We start from the raw sequence: 15,266 nt of genomic DNA, 5'->3' as shown, positions 1-15,266 counted from the left end.
CGAAATGAGAAGTGTATATGACATCATCGACGTGGACAAAGAGGGACTTCCGGTCTCTTTCGACGTCGTACTTGGGGTTGAGACCTTCATTCTCGGCTTTGATTATAACGAGACGGGTGATTTTTTTACTGTCGACATCTACAAATCAGACGACGAGGGGAATGAAGTACCCGTTGTGCTCGGCGAGAAGATGTCGCTAGGCGCACCGCTTTGGAAAGACCTCGTCATGAAGGAATTGCCGGCACCTACACTCGTCCCACTCGACCTAGGTGGTCAGGAACGTCGCATCTCCTTCGACAACTTTGGGGAGACGGTGTTCTTATACGTCGATGACGGACCACCAGAGGAAGTGGACGCCGATGAGTAACAAGATGCTGTTTGGTCGAATAAAGCGCGTCAAAATCGACACCGGTTCCTATAAAGGGACCTTTACAAACGAAGGAGACGAGGGCCTTGAGATTCGATTCGAGGTGCCGTTCGACGACGACCCGAAACCGAACGAGACGAAGATTGAAATATTAAACCTATCGAAAGATAGTGTCTCTAAAATCAAACGTGGCGTATCCTGCACGCTCGAGGCGGGCTATCGAGGCGACGTCGGGGTCATCGCTTCCGGTAAAGTGTCGCGAGTTCTGACGCGGCGTGATGGCGTTGACAAAATCACATCAATCTATGTTTTGGAAGGCGAGGACTTTTCTCGTATCAAAGTGAACGCCTCGTCCGCTGATCCGGCGGCAAAAGGGAAGAAGCAAAAGCTACAGATCACCTTCAAACCAGGCACAAAGGCGGATGTCATCGTGAAGAAATTGATTTCGGTGCTTGGTATCAAGTTGGCGGCTCCCCCAAAACTCAAGAAGAACAAAGAATACAAGAAGGGCTACGTCGTCACGGGGCTGGTGCTCAACAATTTAGAGGAGGTCATTCGGGATTGCGGGTCCGTGATGTACCATCGGCGCGGAAAGCTTGTCATTCGTCCGCTCAACGAAGGGACGGACGAGCGGTTCGAACTGTCCGACGAAACCGGAATGATCGGTAGCCCGGAACCATTTGAAGAGGACGGGATACGCGGTTATAAAGGTTCTTGTCTGCTCCAACATCGCATCACGACGGGTTCAGCTATCCGAATCAAGTCACGAACAGCAAATGGGAAGTATCGTGCGAGGAAGGGTCGCCACGTCGCGGACGGAAACAACTTCCACACAGAATTTGAGGTGGTCTGATGGCGAAAGAGACAAGATTCTTCGACGGGTTCGCCCGTCATATCAAACTATCCATTCATACGTTCGCACCTGCCCGCATCCTCTCGTATGACAAGGCCAAACAGGAGGCGGTCATTGAATTGTTGTTCAAGTCGGTCGACCGGGATGGCAACGCGGAATCATACCCGCCTATCGAAAAAGTGCCGGTGCTTGGTATGCGTTACGAGCTGGCGTCAAGCGGTGTCAATATAAGCGGTCTATTAGCGGATGGCACGAACGTGAATGGGGCGAATGCAACCCTTTCGTCACGCGAACCGTTCGTCATGATTCCATCTTTCAAACCGAACGACATCGTGTTCGTCGCCTTTGCGGATCGGGCGCTCGACAATCTACAAAACAAACCATTTGACCCAGACTCGCACCGCACGCACAGCCTCGTCGACGCGGTCATTATAGGGGGGTATCAGCTCACATGAAGAACCTACTGCTGAAAGATGGTGATTTTCTACTTTCGAAGGGAGATGTGCTGCTTGTTGACGGAGACGCAGAACTGGCCCAGACGCTACGGACAGAATTGGAAACGGCAAAGGGAGAGTGGTTCCTGGACGTCGACATGGGTCTCGACCGAGAACCGTTCGAATCGAAGCCGACCAATGAGGAAGCGATCCGAACCGCCTTGATCGACGTCATCACATCACATCCACAAATCGAATCCGTAGAGACGATCGATCTCGCTTTAAATAAATCGACCCGTACCTTGCTCGTCAGTTTCGTGGCGCTCAAGTCGGACGGGGATACAATCGCATTAGAGGAGGTGGCTTTGAATGGCGGATAACAACAAGGGCGTCACCGAAGTTGGTTTTAAACGACCGAACTATTCAGAGGTTCGGGGCGACATGGACAACCGGGCTAAGGAGTTGTTCGGGGATGACGTCAACACGTCCGATAAAGGAGTCCTCGGTATTCTCAACGGTCTGTTCGGGTGGTTTTTCGCGAAACTATGGGAAGTCGCAGAGAACGTCTACAACTCGGCATTCGTATCAAAGGCGGACGGCGTCTCGCTCGACCGTCTGGGCAACAACATCGGCATCACACGCCAGAGTGAACAATATGCCTATGTCACACTCACAATTACCGGAGACTCAGGGACGGAAGTGCCTGCCGGTTTTCTCGTACAGACCGAGAGCGGGATCCTGTTCGAGACGACATATGACGTCGCAATCGGAACGGGCGGCACGGTGGATGTGGAAGCGTCGGCCGATCAGCCAGGCATCTCCGGGAACGTCGGGTCTGGCATGTTGACGGTAATCACGACACCGATCACAGGCGTCACGAGCGTGACCAACGGCAACCCGGCGCTCAACGGCCGTAACTACGAGACCGACGAAGATTTCCGGGCTCGTTACGACCAGTCACTCGCACAAGGTGGGGCGTCGACACTCGAGGCATTACGGGCATCCGTGCTCGACCTCCCGGGGGTTCAGACGGTGCTCATCGAAGAAAATGATACGATGACCGAATTAAACGGCGTCCCGCCAAAATCATTCGCGACATTCGTCTTCGGCGGCACCGATTCAGCCATCGCACAGACAATCTACGACACCAAACCGGCGGGCATCCGTGCCTTTGGAGAAATTGAGACGGTCATCGCCGACTCGATGGGTGGGGCGCACATCATCGGGTTCGACCGCCCGGAGACGGTTGAGGTGTACGTCGATGTGACGCTCGTGACGAACGAGTTTTTCCCGGCCGATGGTTATGCCAAAGTCGAGACGAACATCGTTAAATACATCGGCGGGACGGATGCGGATGGCAATGGATACCTGGGGCTTGGGTTAGGTGATGATGTGATCCTCACTCGTATCGTGGCAGCCGCCCACCAGGTCGATGGAATTGAAGATGTCGTCGTCAAGCTCGGCACTACGCCGGCACCGACAGGGACAAGCAACATCGCCATCAGTAGCCGCCAGGTCGCCAAAACAGACGCATTGAAGGTGACGGTATCATGAGTATCAAGCAGGACATGATCCGTCTCCTCACGGACGTCTACAAAAAGACGGAAGGCTCGAACATCAACAAATACATCACATTAGTCGCGGAACAGTTTGATCGCTTGCATGAAGTGTTTGCTGCCATCGAGTCGGCCCGTATCATCGACGACGCGTACGGTTGGTCGCTTGATGAAATCGGTAAGAACGTCGGGGAACCGCGCCTCGGACAGAACGATGAGCAATATCGGGAGGCGCTCAAGGTGGCGCTTCGGGCGAACCTGTCAAAAGGCGACCTCAACACTGTCATCTCGATGGCTCGGGCGCTCTACGGCCAGGATGTCCTCTCCATCGCAGAGACGTGGAATATCGACCGCTATGATTATGAGCCGGCCGGCCTTGTCATGGTCGTCGAGAGCACCATGAACGAGGGCTTGAACCTCAACTTTCAATTGTTGAAACGGGTCATGGCGGTCGGCGTCCGCCTCTATATCGAGGTCTATCAGCCGCGCTCACGCCTTCAATTCAAGTCGGACATCACAGACATCCAAACCCGCAGCGTCATGCTCGGTTTATATACAGCTAGTAATCAAAATCTGACAGGGGTGATTCAAGGATGATACTCATTACACCGTCCACGATGGACGAGATTCAACAATTCTTTGCCGACATGCCGGATTTCGCCCGTCTCCATGTGCAGGGCGAGGGAACGATCGACGTGCCAATTTATAAGGTCGAGCGCAATGCAAACATGGTCTTTATCTGGGCGCGCATTCCGACGGGGATCCGCACATTGACCAAATTACAAATCATCCACAAAAATGGGTCCGTCATGCTCGAGCGGAACGCTCCGCTCACGAAGCCGACGACCCGTAACGTCTATACCCGTTTTGAATTTGTCATCGAGGAGGTAGGGTCTGAATGATGGACTACAATATCGAATTTAAGGACCATATTGTTGAGCATCCCAACAGGTTCCGACAGGTCCAAGTCTCACCAGGAATTGTCGACCTGATTCCGACATGGATTGAAAATCCTGCGCAGATCATCGAAGAAGGCACGCCGGTGAACGCCGACCTGTTCGAGAAGCTACGAGCCAACGTGACACGACGCTCGGAGACGTTCGCGGCGACAGCGGGGCAGACGGTCTTTAACTTGACGAAAGCATACCTCGTCGACCAAGGACGCATCGACGTCTATATCTCAGGGATCAAACAGCGCTCTGGAATCGACTTTACAGAGACGAGCCCGACGCGGTTCACGCTCTCGGAAGGATTGGAGGTCGGAACGGTCGTCGAGGCGGTCTATTTCAGCGCGTCTCAAGCGTTGTCTGAGGACCTTATCGAACAAGTGCAGGCAGCTGAGGCGGCAACGCTCGCAGCAAACGAAGCGGCAGACGAAGCGAACGATGCTGCAACGGGCGCGCTCACGGCCAACCTCAACTGGAAGGAACCGGTGAACAACTTGACGGCGCTCAATGCGCTCGAAAGCCCTCAAACACGCGACACGCGGCAAACGAAAGACACGGGCAACGTCTACCGTTACGACGGGACGGCATGGGTGCTCATCCAGACGATGGACCCGAACGCAATCAATGCGCTCGACACTCGCCTTACGTCGCAGTTGGCGGATATTGCGACAGTACAATTAGCAGTTAACATTCTAGGCACATCATACGTCGCTAATCAAAAAATTGATCTTGAACACATCAGACAGAGACAAATCGTTCTATACGGGAATTTCATGAAGAAGTTCCGACGGAAAGAAGCTGTCAAAATTGTGGCGCAAGGCGATAGTTTGACATATGGCCACGACACGGTAAGCGCAGACAAACGTCCTGCCGACACATCAACTAATGTAGATAATGTGGTCCACACGCAGACAAGAGCAAGCGTCACTTACCCCGAAGCGTTATTATCACGACTTTCAGTAGTGAACCCGTCAACTACTGTCGAAAACCGCGGATATAGCGGTGATTCGGTGCAAGATGGTTTTAACCGTTGGAAAAGTAAAAGTAACGCAGACCTGACGATCATCGACTACGGCATCAACGACGCGCAAAGTTACTCCAACATCAACGGAGACTTGAGTGCTTATTTTTACTGGTACGAACAATTGGTCATAAAGACAATTTTGCAAGGGAGCGCCGTTTTGTTGCTATCTCCAACCAAAATCATTGCGTCAGGTAACGTTGGACTAGATATCAGCACTTTCCGCAAAGCATTGGATGCCTTTGCGGAAAAATTTGACCTGCCTGTACTTGACGGGGATGAGATGTTGCGAAACTACGACCGTAGCATTTACACGGACACCGTACACCTTAATGGCAAGGGGTATAACATTCTCGGAACACGAATCGCGGCTGCGGTATTGAGTCCGAACGTTTATGCGCCGCTCAAGATGACCATCGGTTCGAAACTTTTGACGAGTTTACAACGCGATAACATTTACACAATCACAAGCGCGAACTTAGAAGTCGCCGGCGGAACGCCTGTCCCATCGGAGACGACGACGGTAGAAACTGACGGATGGGTGGCTAACCTTTCACAAGGTGGAGAAGTAATCTATTCATTTTATGCGGATACGGACGACTTAATCGTCTTACCATACTTCCAGATCAGCGGAGACTTGACAGCATCGTTCGAACTTGACTTTGGAATCGAGCAAGCCAAAACGAGCATTGCGACGGCGGTGGGACGAACGAATGCACAAAAAGTCATGCCACCAACTGTTTCGAAAGATTTGACTGGCGCGTGGAAAACCATCAACAAGTCATCGTTAGCCGGAGCCGACGCGATCTCTTTGCAAATCGCAACAAAAGGGTGGCACACCCTAAAAATCAAGAATATCAACACCGGGTCTAAGAACCTATATCTTCATGGCATCGAGTTCACCCACTTTGATATTCTTAAAAGCTTATTGGTGACAAACAAAACGACGTTGGAATCAAGTTTTTATGACGGCGTGTTTTACCCTACCTATCAAGCAAGCCAACCCTCCGTAACCGAGACGAGAGTGAAATTAGATGATTTGAAAAAGTTGTTGAACATTGATTACTCGCAACCACAACTCGGTATGACGTGGAACGACACCCCGCTGAAACTGACCATCTATAACACGCAACATAGTATTTTAACGTATACGTTCGTTATGGGTCTTAACACGTCATCTAGGTTTGTCAGTGCGCCAAACCGCATCAACATTACCGCGAGCCCGACGGAGCGGACGTTGGCCGCCATCAACGTTGATTGGACTTCGAAAGAATTGATTTTGACTTGGGGTGGCGATACGTCTCGACCTTCAAAATTCCAAATCAGTATAGCTTAGCATGTAATATGACCAAATACCCTCTAAAAATGTTATTATATGTATAGAATAAGAACGTTTTGGAGGGTTTAATTGTGAAAAAAATACTTTTTTATCACTCGGTTTAAACATAATAATGGCGGCAGTTTTGAGTATTGGCTTGTTTGGTACAGGAGGTAAGTACGTCCTATCAAAAATAAAAAATGAAGAGCAGGATTATTTCGATAATCCATATTACACAGAAAGAATGAGTTTGTTTAAACCAATATCAACATCTGCGGATGGAGTTGTTTTTGTTGGCGACAGCATCACACAAAGAGGGCTCTTTGGAGAAATGTTCCCAGAAGTAAAGATATACAATCGTGGTATCAACAGTGATACGTCAGAAGGTGTTCTGAACCGGATTAAAAGCGTGGCAGAAAAAAGTCCAAAAAAAGTGTTTCTGATGATCGGGATAAATGATTTATACGCAAAACGGGAGCTGTCTGAAATCAGCGATGATTACAGAGGTATACTTACCGCCATAAAAACAAATTCGCCACAAACGCAGGTTTATGTTCAGAGTGTTCTACACGTTAATAGTGATATTTATGGCGAAGCGATTGATAACGGTGCTGTTAATGACCTTAATGTGGTTATAAAACGACTTGCTGCTGAATTCGACTATAAGTATATTGATTTGCACGATGGCTTCTCGGAAAACGGTCAACTAAACAAAAATTTCACATTAGACGGCATCCACTTGAATGGTGAGGGGTACGCCAAATGGAAAGAGATGATTAAATTTTATATAAACTAATCTATAACGCAGTCGGATGATTATACGCCATAAAACAAGCGCTCCTCTTGGGGCGCTTTTCTTTTACCCGCACACACTAAAAACACAGCCAAAGGGGTCAATTATCAATGGAATACTACTGGTACATGCGCGTACGCTTCACATCAATCTGCCTGTCGGACGTCCCTACTGCATATCGCACTGGCGTCAAGCGACGTTTGGATGAACTAGGTCTAAACAGCTGCGGTAAATGATGAGGGAGGTATCAGAGTGGAGGTGAACACAGAAATGGATCGCTTACATGAGACGGTACAGCAGCACAGTGTCGAGATTACGCAACTCAAAATGGATGCCTTACAGCGCGACCACAAGATTGATTTGCTCACGGCAAAAGTCGATGGCATGAACCTTCAATTTTCCGAGTTGAAGAACACGGTGCAGGCCGAAGGGTCGAAGTCGCGCGAAGAGATGTCGAAGGTCACCGACCGACTCTGGTCGCACATCGAGAAGATGGAAGCGTATGACCAAGCGGCGGCCGAACGAGGCGACGAACTTCGCAAGACAAAGTTGCAAATTTTCAAAGAAATCATGGTCGGCCTATTCGCCGCGACGGGTACCATTCTCGCCGGATCCCTCGGATTCCAAGAAATCGTCAGGCTCTTTCAATAAGGAGGAATATCAATGGATAACCAACGCATCGCCGCTTTCGCCCGGCTCGTCGTCCCGTTCTACGCGCTCTTAAACGCATTCTTGCTCTCGCTCGGCTACAATCCCATGCCCTTTTCGGACGAAGAGGTCACAGCCGCCGTGAACACGGTCATCGGAGCGGTCGGGACGCTTTATGTCTGGTACAAAAACAACAACGTGACAAAAGAGGCGCAAGAAGCGCAACTCCTGTATGACCAAGTGAAACGTGTCAAAGAAGAAATCACGGTAGCGAAGGAGGGAGATGAATGAGTTATGATATCCGCCAACAATGGCTGCCGAAAAGCAAATATCCTCTGAAAGCGCCGTATGCGATGACCCCGAAATACGTCACGATCCACAACACGTGGAACGATGCACCAGCGAAGAACGAAGCCAATTTCATGTTGAGCAACCCGAAGGAGACCGGCTTCCACGTCGCCGTCGATGATGTTGAGGTCGTCGAACTCATCCCGTTCAACCGTAACGCGTGGCATGCTGGCGACGGGCTCGAAGGGAAAGGTAACCGTGAATCAATCGGGATTGAGATTTGTTACTCGAAGTCGGGCGGGAAACGTTACGAGGAGGCGGAGGCAAATGCGATTGAATACACCGCACACGTGTTGGTCCAATTGGGATTGCCACCTTCCGCCGTGAAGTATCACCAAGAATGGAGCGGCAAGAACTGCCCGCACCGCATCTTGGACGAAAAACGAGGCGCTGCCTTTAAACGAGCGATTGCTGAACGCTACGAGGAATTGAAGAACCCGAAACCAATCGTACCGCAAGTCGTCAAGCCACCGGCAAGCGCCGTCAAGATCGGCTCACTCATCACGAAGCAGGACGTCCCTGCCTATGCTCGTCCCGAATGGGGCACGCAGACCGGTCAAGTCGTCCGAAAGGGGCAGACCCGTCACGTCTATGCCGTCAAGAACGGATGGTATCAACTCTTCTCGGGCGAGTGGCTCCCATCGCAATCGGGCGCGAACTTCGACTATGTGCCCGTAAAAAAGTCTGAGCCACCGAGGGCGGAACCACCGGACGTGAAGCCGTCCCTCAAACGCGTCATCGTCGACGGCAAACAGGTCGGCGCGTTCAGCCAACAAGACAGTGTCCTCCGCGGCGTCTCTGAGGCATTGGACGGCAAGGCGAAGAACATCCGTATCGAAGACGTATAACCACGACGAAGCCCCACTCAATCGAGTGGGGCCTTTTTTTATTTGCCGTCTACGAGGCGTTTATACGCTTGTGCTTGCCTTAGTGTCCAGATTGGCGTCGCCGCCAACACCTGCACCGGTTCCGGCAAGAGGGGCCGCACGTTTGCCCCCGTCCGTTGTCGATTGTACTTCGTGGAGAGCCGGGCCTTGTCCCAGCCGAGCAACTCCGCGAATTCCTTGATCCCAACGAGCGGGGGGATTACTCCCCCAACTCGTCGCTCCAGTTCTGGTAAAAGCCGTCGCCGACGTGGACCAACACTTCGTCGTCCTCGTCCGCTTCGACACCGACCCAACGTGCGATGGTCACTTGCTCGCCGTCCTGCTCGATGCTGACGTGTTCTTGCGTGTAGCTGATACCTTCGAGTGCCGACTGCTTCGCTCCTTCGAGTGTGCCCTCAAATTCCTCTGTCACGCCTGTGTGGTAGTTGATTGTGTAAGTTGCCATGTGTATCGTCTCCTTTGAGTTTGGGTTAAGTGATAACTTTGTTATCTCTTGTTACTTATATATTACCATAAACGATAACTTTGTAAACACTTTTATGTAAAATAATTTTGTTTTTTAAATCTTTTGGCGTCGAGAACCGGCCCGTCCGAAAGTTGAGGTACACGGCGTACCGATTCCCTTCATGCGATACGTGTAGCAGGACGCGCTCCTTCAACAGTTTCTGGACGCTAAAGATGACGTCCTTCGTCTCGAGTGCGGACACCAGTCGCCCTTGGATCCACAGCAACTCCTCCACGCTCGCACGCCGCACCGGTTTAACACGCGGCCTCATAGTACACCCTCATGCTCGAGAAATGCTTGAAGCGAGACTTTCTTGTCCCCGCGGTCCATTTGCCACATATCCTCGTGATGGGACGGGTCGAAGCCGACGGCCGTGAGTTGATATGTATGCTCATCGAGCGGTGTCAGCACCACGAGCGGATCGTGAGGGCCTCTTAGAAAGACGTCCGTCTCCCCGAAGGAGGCATATAATTGTCGCGTTGCCTTGTACTCGCCCCAGAAATGGCCCGGCACGATTTGTTTGTCGATGATGGTCCACATGATGATTCCCCCTATACATAATAAAAAGCCCTCTGTCGAGAGCTCACTTCGCCACGTTCAATCGATTCTCCTTGTGGCTCACATATTTGGTCACAGAACCGTTGGATTCCACCGTTTCCGCTCTCAACTTTCGTAATAATTCCTGAATTTCTTCCGCCGTGCCCTTGATCGCTGCTTGGGTCCCACCGATGACCGCGATTTTCATAGATACCTCCTATCTAGTTGACTAGCCGACCGACATAAGTATTTTACCCCCTATATAAGGAAGGGAAACTTTCGAAAATTGCACACTTATTGCACATTGCACATCGGATTGCACGTTTTCATCCCTCATTATCCTTGTTGTTTCGTAAGGTGATTTCAACGGTACCGCGTTTTGTTCATGCCCATCCCGACCACTCCTACACGTTCCCTACAACCTCAAAAAATAATTGATTATTTTCAGGTCCGCCTTGTGGCGGGCCTGTTTTTTGTTGTGAGGAGAGGTGACGTCCATCAGACGATGAGACGTTATCCTGGAGTGATAAGGATGTCTCCAAAATAATTATTTACGATATAAGAAATTAAAAGTTTATTTAAGTATTTAAACTTTACGGTTGTAAATTTGTTGAAGTTAAGAGGTAGATTCTAGTACAGTTATTGGAACAATGGTTGTATTGAATAAGATAAAGAATAAGTTGAAAATTAAAATAGGAGGTGTGCATTTAAAAGTGTCAAAAAATAAAATGGATTATATATCTTTTATTATATTTATGGTTTTAATTATTTTTTATTTGATTTCTTAAATAATTCATCAGGTATATTTGAAAAAACAATCCTAATTTTCTTCATATACTTTTTTGTAGTTTTATTATTAAATGCGTTGAACCAAATCTATTCCATATCAGCTATGGAAAAAGTAGTGAACTTGTTATGTAAGCCTGTCATATTAGTATTTTACATAAATCACTTAACTTCATTTCTTTTGCCAGTTCTAACATTTTTCTTATTTTATCTTTCCCCAACACTCTTTTCAAAATTAGTAGGTGAGTATTTTGACATCGATTTTCTGCAGAGCGACGGGCTATTGTATTTTCTCAACGTGTTAACTGTTCTTTTATACGCATATTATGGCGATAAAATTATGCATTACTCTTTCAACCTTTTTGAAGTAGACGTATTCAAAGAAAAAATATTGACCGTTGCTATGACTAAAAGACTTATCCGAATATACGCCTACTCCATAATGATTCTAATTTATGCAATATATAATTATTCAACCTTTAATAACATGACTGAAATTTTTGGACAATCATTGGAAAATTTTAATGTTATAAAAGAAGTTTTCGTTACATTTGTAGCTGTAGATACTCTGATTCAAATTGTAAAAACGAAAGCTAATAACCAATCTAATACAATGGGTGAGGAAGACAAAAATATCACTTCAAAGAGTATAGTCTAAACTTTATATATCTTCTTTAATACTAATTTAAATTAGAGAGGTCATGATTTCCTTGTCATGACCTCTCATTTGTGTCGGTTTGAACAAATTTTGGGTATACTCTCTACATAACGAATAAAGGAGCGAATGCTTATGACACGTGTACGGAAAGCCATCATCCCGGCCGCGGGGCTCGGCACCCGTTTCTTGCCGGCGACGAAGGCGATGCCAAAAGAGATGCTCCCCATCGTCAACAAGCCGACGATCCAATTCATCGTGGAGGAAGCGGTCGCCTCGGGCATCGAGGACATCATCATCGTAACCGGGAAGAACAAGCGCGCCATCGAGGACCATTTCGACCGCGCCATCGAACTCGAACAAAACTTGGAAGCGAAAGGGAAGACGGAGCTCCTCGAGTCGGTCCGTCACTCGTCGAACCTCGCGAACATCCACTACATACGCCAACAAGAGCCGAAGGGACTCGGCCATGCGATTTGGTGTGCCCGGAAGTTCATCGGCGACGAGCCGTTCGCCGTCCTGCTCGGGGACGACATCATCGAGTCGGACGTACCGGCGACACAGCAGTTGATTGAGCAATACGAACGCCACGAACGTGCCATCATCGGCGTGCAGCGCGTCCCGTATGAAATGACGAAACGATATGGTATAATTGACCCGCTTGCCGTCGAAGGGAAGCTGATCCCGGTCCGGACGTTCGTTGAGAAACCGCCGGTCGAGGAGGCCCCTTCGAACCTCGCCATCCTCGGTCGCTACATCTTGACGCCGGACGTCTTCGAGACGCTCGCGGCCCAAGAAGTCGGTGCCGGGGGCGAGATTCAACTGACGGACGCCATCGCCCGATTGAACGAGGCGAAGACGGTGTACGCCTATGAATTTGAGGGCCGTCGCTATGACGTCGGGGAACCGATCGGCTTCATCGAGGCGACGATCGCCCACGCCTTGTGCGACCCGGAATTGAAACCTAACGTCCACACGCTCTTGAAGCGTTTCGTGGACGAACTCGAACAACAGTAAGGTGTGTTACTTTTGAAAACAATGTTAATGGTCTGTCAAAACTATTATCCGGAGATCGGCAGTGCTGGCAACCGGATGCAAAATATTACGCATCTCATGAAAGAACGTGGCTACGACGTCGAGGTCATCACGGCCGCGCCGTCGTATCCGAACTTCAACTTGTATCAAGACGACCGGTTCTGGAACGATCACGCGCTCAACAATCAGCCGTTCATCAAGCGGCTCATCACGAAGAAGCGCAAACATACGTCGAACATGGTGAGCCGGCTCGCTTTGTTTTTGGAACAGATGATTAAAGGCGTCGCTGCCGTCCAAAAGCTCGACTCGAAACCGGATGTCGTCTTTGCGACGACCCCGTCTTTTTTTATGGCGTTCGTCGGTGTGTATGCGAAACGGAAGTATGGCGTCCCGTTCATCTTGGACGTCCGTGACCTCTGGCCGGAGTCGGTGAAAGGCGTCGGCGTGTTCAAACACGACTGGATGCTCGCCCCGGCGTTTTGGTTTGAGAAGCGGTTGTATAAGGCGGCCGATGAAATCATCATCAACTCGGAAGGGTTCCGTAGCTATTTGCGCCAACGTGGCGTCGACAACGAGCGCATGCACTACATGCCGAACTCGATTCGCGAGAGCGAGCGCAACCTCGAGCGGACCGTCCCCGAGGACGACCGTATGGAGATTCTATACGCCGGAAACATGGGCCTCGCCCAAGACGTGTCGCTCTTGCTCGAGCTCGCGGAGCGGTTCCGTGACGAGCCGCGAGTCCATTTCAAATTGATCGGCTACGGCTACCGGAAGAACGAGTTGAAGGAGACGATTAAGGCTCGCGGCTTCAAAAACTTCCTGTTCCTCGAAGCGATGCCACGGACGGAGGCGTTCCAGGCGATTAAAAATGCGGACGTCGCGTTCGTCAGCTTGATCGAGCAAGAAGTGTTCGATACGGTCATCCCGGGCAAACTGATCGATTATATGGCGGTCGGCAAACCGATCGTCGCGGCGGTGTCAGGCCATGCGGCGAATGTCATCGAAGCGGCGGAGGTCGGTTACGTGTCACGGAAGCGTGACATTAACGAGATCGAGCTCATGCTCCGGAAACTGCTCGAACGTCCCGACTTGCGCGAGAAGTACGGCCGAAACGGCGTCCGTTATGTGAAAGACAATCTGTGTTGGGAAAACAACATACACGTCCTCGAAGACGTGATAGAAAAAGTAACGATGGAGGAAACACGATGAAGGTATGTATGTTTGTATGGAACCATTTTACGAATGACGCCCGCGTCCTTCGCGAATGCTCGGCGCTCGCCGAGGCGGGCTACGAGGTCGATTTGATTGCCCTCCAAGACCCGAAGAATAAAGAGCTCCCGGCTGAAGAGATGCGTCCGGAAGGATTCCGTGTCATCCGCGTGAAGCGCCAACCGTCGATTCTCGTCAACGGGATGAAGGCGCTCAAATCGGCCCGGACGTGGGTCACACAGAAGACGACGCGTAAAATCGGAGCCGGACTCATCGGAGCCGGACTGTTCGTCCTCGCGCCGTTCACGATGCTCGGCCTCGGTGCCGCGGCAGGCGCGATTCTGCTCCCACCGGTCCGGAAAAACATCGTCAACTTGAGCGCGATGCTCGAGATGGTGTTCGCCTCGACGAAGAAGTCGTATGACTTCTATCATGCCAACGACTTGAACACGCTCCCGCAAGCGTTGATCGCCGGGAAGCTCGTCAACAAAGGGAAGATCGTCTACGACTCGCACGAAGTCCAGACGGACCGGACCGGTTACGGCTACATCCAAAGTAACCTCGAAGGCTGGCTCCTGCCGTACGTCGACACGATGATGGTCGAGAACCATACGCGCGCGGCGCATAACGAGACGCTTTACGGTTTCTATCCGTACGTGCTCCACAACTATCCGTTCTATCGTCCGCTCGACTTCTCGCTCCGGAAAGACTTGCACGCGTTGCTCGGCTTGCCAAGCGATGAGAAAATCTTGTTGTACCAAGGCGGTATCCAAGCCGGTCGCGGTCTCGAGCAACTCATCCTCGCGGCGAAAGATTTCAAGGAAGGGACGCTCGTCATGATCGGGGACGGGAGACTGAAGCCGACAATCAAGCAGATGATTGAGGACGAAGGCGTGGCGGACCGCGTCAAGATGATTGACAAAGTACCGGTCGAGGTGTTACCGTATTATACGATGAACGCGTATCTCGGCTTCCAAGTGTTGAATAACGTCTGTTTCAACCATTATTCGGCCTCGTCGAACAAGTTGTTCGAATATTTGATGGCCGAAGTGCCGGTCGTCTCGTGCGATTTCCCTGAAATCGAACGGGTCGTCGCCGGGAACGATGTCGGGGTCGTCGTCGACTCGCACGACCCGCAGTCGATCGCGGACGGTGTCAACCGCCTGCTCGAAGATGAAGCGCTCTACGCACGCGTCAAAGCGAACACGAAGACGGCGCGTGAACAATATAACTGGGATTTGGAAAAAGAGGCACTCTTGGACGTCTACGCAAACGTCGCAGACCGCAAGTTGCCGATTATGAAAGACGGTGCGCCAAAACCAGCATAACGAGAAGACTGCGGTTTTGGCCGCGGTCTTTTTTTA

The 15,266-nt window shown here is 50.5% G+C and carries 20 protein-coding genes; 15 read left to right on the top strand and 5 right to left on the bottom strand.

Going from position 1 to position 15,266, the window contains the following annotated elements; genetic code table 11:
• Positions 1 to 4: 4 nt before the first annotated feature.
• The 12 genes from DI14_RS06375 (at position 5) to DI14_RS15000 (ending at position 9,133) form a co-directional block, all read left to right on the top strand.
• On the top strand, positions 5 to 367 hold the full coding sequence (locus DI14_RS06375; RefSeq protein ID WP_034806746.1) for a hypothetical protein: 363 nt from the start codon (positions 5 to 7) through the stop codon (positions 365 to 367).
• Entirely contained in the window at positions 360 to 1,220 is an 861-nt protein-coding gene (locus tag DI14_RS06370) for a hypothetical protein (RefSeq protein ID WP_034806744.1), read from the top strand. Before DI14_RS06375 ends, DI14_RS06370 begins: the two co-directional genes overlap by 8 nt.
• The gene (locus DI14_RS06365) at positions 1,220 to 1,675 is read left to right on the top strand and encodes a hypothetical protein (protein WP_034806741.1); all 456 of its coding nucleotides are present in this window, start codon (positions 1,220 to 1,222) and stop codon (positions 1,673 to 1,675) included. Before DI14_RS06370 ends, DI14_RS06365 begins: the two co-directional genes overlap by 1 nt.
• Positions 1,672 to 2,034: a hypothetical protein gene (locus tag DI14_RS06360; RefSeq protein WP_034806738.1), complete on the top strand. Its 363-nt coding sequence runs from the start codon at positions 1,672 to 1,674 to the stop codon at positions 2,032 to 2,034. Before DI14_RS06365 ends, DI14_RS06360 begins: the two co-directional genes overlap by 4 nt.
• Positions 2,024 to 3,208 carry a baseplate J/gp47 family protein gene (locus tag DI14_RS06355; RefSeq protein ID WP_034806735.1) on the top strand — a complete coding sequence of 395 codons (1,185 nt, stop codon included), beginning with the start codon at positions 2,024 to 2,026 and terminating at the stop codon, positions 3,206 to 3,208. Before DI14_RS06360 ends, DI14_RS06355 begins: the two co-directional genes overlap by 11 nt.
• The gene (locus tag DI14_RS15005; protein WP_051622611.1) at positions 3,205 to 3,807 is read left to right on the top strand and encodes a hypothetical protein; all 603 of its coding nucleotides are present in this window, start codon (positions 3,205 to 3,207) and stop codon (positions 3,805 to 3,807) included. Before DI14_RS06355 ends, DI14_RS15005 begins: the two co-directional genes overlap by 4 nt.
• Complete coding sequence (locus tag DI14_RS06345; RefSeq protein ID WP_034806732.1) at positions 3,804 to 4,112, top strand: hypothetical protein; 309 nt, start codon at positions 3,804 to 3,806, stop codon at positions 4,110 to 4,112. Before DI14_RS15005 ends, DI14_RS06345 begins: the two co-directional genes overlap by 4 nt.
• On the top strand, positions 4,109 to 6,514 hold the full coding sequence (locus DI14_RS06340) for an SGNH/GDSL hydrolase family protein (RefSeq protein WP_034806729.1): 2,406 nt from the start codon (positions 4,109 to 4,111) through the stop codon (positions 6,512 to 6,514). The genes DI14_RS06345 and DI14_RS06340 overlap by 4 nt, the downstream gene beginning before the upstream one ends.
• A gap of 127 nt (positions 6,515 to 6,641) precedes the next feature.
• On the top strand, positions 6,642 to 7,292 hold the full coding sequence (locus tag DI14_RS06335) for a GDSL-type esterase/lipase family protein (RefSeq protein ID WP_160165640.1): 651 nt from the start codon (positions 6,642 to 6,644) through the stop codon (positions 7,290 to 7,292).
• 267 nt (positions 7,293 to 7,559) lie between these two features.
• Positions 7,560 to 7,940, top strand: coding sequence for a hypothetical protein (locus DI14_RS06330; protein WP_034806723.1), 381 nt, complete (start codon positions 7,560 to 7,562; stop codon positions 7,938 to 7,940).
• 12 nt (positions 7,941 to 7,952) lie between these two features.
• Positions 7,953 to 8,228, top strand: coding sequence for an SPP1 phage holin family protein (locus DI14_RS06325; RefSeq protein WP_034806720.1), 276 nt, complete (start codon positions 7,953 to 7,955; stop codon positions 8,226 to 8,228).
• Positions 8,225 to 9,133 carry an N-acetylmuramoyl-L-alanine amidase family protein gene (locus tag DI14_RS15000; RefSeq protein WP_051622607.1) on the top strand — a complete coding sequence of 303 codons (909 nt, stop codon included), beginning with the start codon at positions 8,225 to 8,227 and terminating at the stop codon, positions 9,131 to 9,133. Before DI14_RS06325 ends, DI14_RS15000 begins: the two co-directional genes overlap by 4 nt.
• 38 nt (positions 9,134 to 9,171) lie before the next feature.
• Here the strand turns inward: DI14_RS15000 and DI14_RS15435 are convergent, their stop codons facing one another.
• Genes DI14_RS15435 through DI14_RS15430 form a run of 5 tightly spaced genes read right to left on the bottom strand, consistent with a single transcriptional unit; the run spans position 9,172 to position 10,422 of the window.
• Complete coding sequence (locus DI14_RS15435) at positions 9,172 to 9,336, bottom strand: hypothetical protein (RefSeq protein WP_160165639.1); 165 nt, start codon at positions 9,334 to 9,336, stop codon at positions 9,172 to 9,174.
• 35 nt (positions 9,337 to 9,371) lie between these two features.
• Positions 9,372 to 9,617 carry a hypothetical protein gene (locus DI14_RS06315; protein WP_034806718.1) on the bottom strand — a complete coding sequence of 82 codons (246 nt, stop codon included), beginning with the start codon at positions 9,615 to 9,617 and terminating at the stop codon, positions 9,372 to 9,374.
• Positions 9,618 to 9,672: 55 nt separating this feature from the next.
• Complete coding sequence (locus tag DI14_RS06310; RefSeq protein WP_034806716.1) at positions 9,673 to 9,948, bottom strand: hypothetical protein; 276 nt, start codon at positions 9,946 to 9,948, stop codon at positions 9,673 to 9,675.
• Entirely contained in the window at positions 9,945 to 10,217 is a 273-nt protein-coding gene (locus tag DI14_RS06305) for a hypothetical protein (protein WP_034806713.1), read from the bottom strand. Before DI14_RS06305 ends, DI14_RS06310 begins: the two co-directional genes overlap by 4 nt.
• A gap of 43 nt (positions 10,218 to 10,260) precedes the next feature.
• A complete protein-coding gene (locus DI14_RS15430) occupies positions 10,261 to 10,422 on the bottom strand; it encodes a hypothetical protein (RefSeq protein ID WP_160165638.1) in 162 nt (53 codons plus the stop codon).
• 1,368 nt (positions 10,423 to 11,790) lie between these two features.
• On the opposite strand from DI14_RS15430, the gene galU reads away from it, so the two are divergent.
• The 3 genes from galU to DI14_RS06285 are packed head-to-tail and all read left to right on the top strand — an operon-like array spanning position 11,791 to position 15,230.
• Positions 11,791 to 12,672, top strand: a complete 882-nt coding sequence (gene galU, locus DI14_RS06295; RefSeq protein WP_034806708.1) for a UTP--glucose-1-phosphate uridylyltransferase GalU — start codon at positions 11,791 to 11,793, stop codon at positions 12,670 to 12,672.
• A 21-nt stretch (positions 12,673 to 12,693) separates the two neighbouring features.
• Positions 12,694 to 13,902, top strand: coding sequence for a glycosyltransferase family 4 protein (locus DI14_RS06290; RefSeq protein ID WP_034806848.1), 1,209 nt, complete (start codon positions 12,694 to 12,696; stop codon positions 13,900 to 13,902).
• Positions 13,899 to 15,230, top strand: a complete 1,332-nt coding sequence (locus DI14_RS06285) for a glycosyltransferase (protein ID WP_034806705.1) — start codon at positions 13,899 to 13,901, stop codon at positions 15,228 to 15,230. The genes DI14_RS06290 and DI14_RS06285 overlap by 4 nt, the downstream gene beginning before the upstream one ends.
• Positions 15,231 to 15,266 lie beyond the last annotated feature (36 nt).

Origin of the sequence: Exiguobacterium sp. AB2, from assembly GCF_000696055.1 — a bacterium.
Lineage (GTDB): Bacteria > Bacillota > Bacilli > Exiguobacteriales > Exiguobacteriaceae > Exiguobacterium > Exiguobacterium alkaliphilum.
The sequence above is the reverse complement of the archived record's forward strand: the minus strand, read 5'-3'. Positions and strand labels throughout refer to the sequence as shown.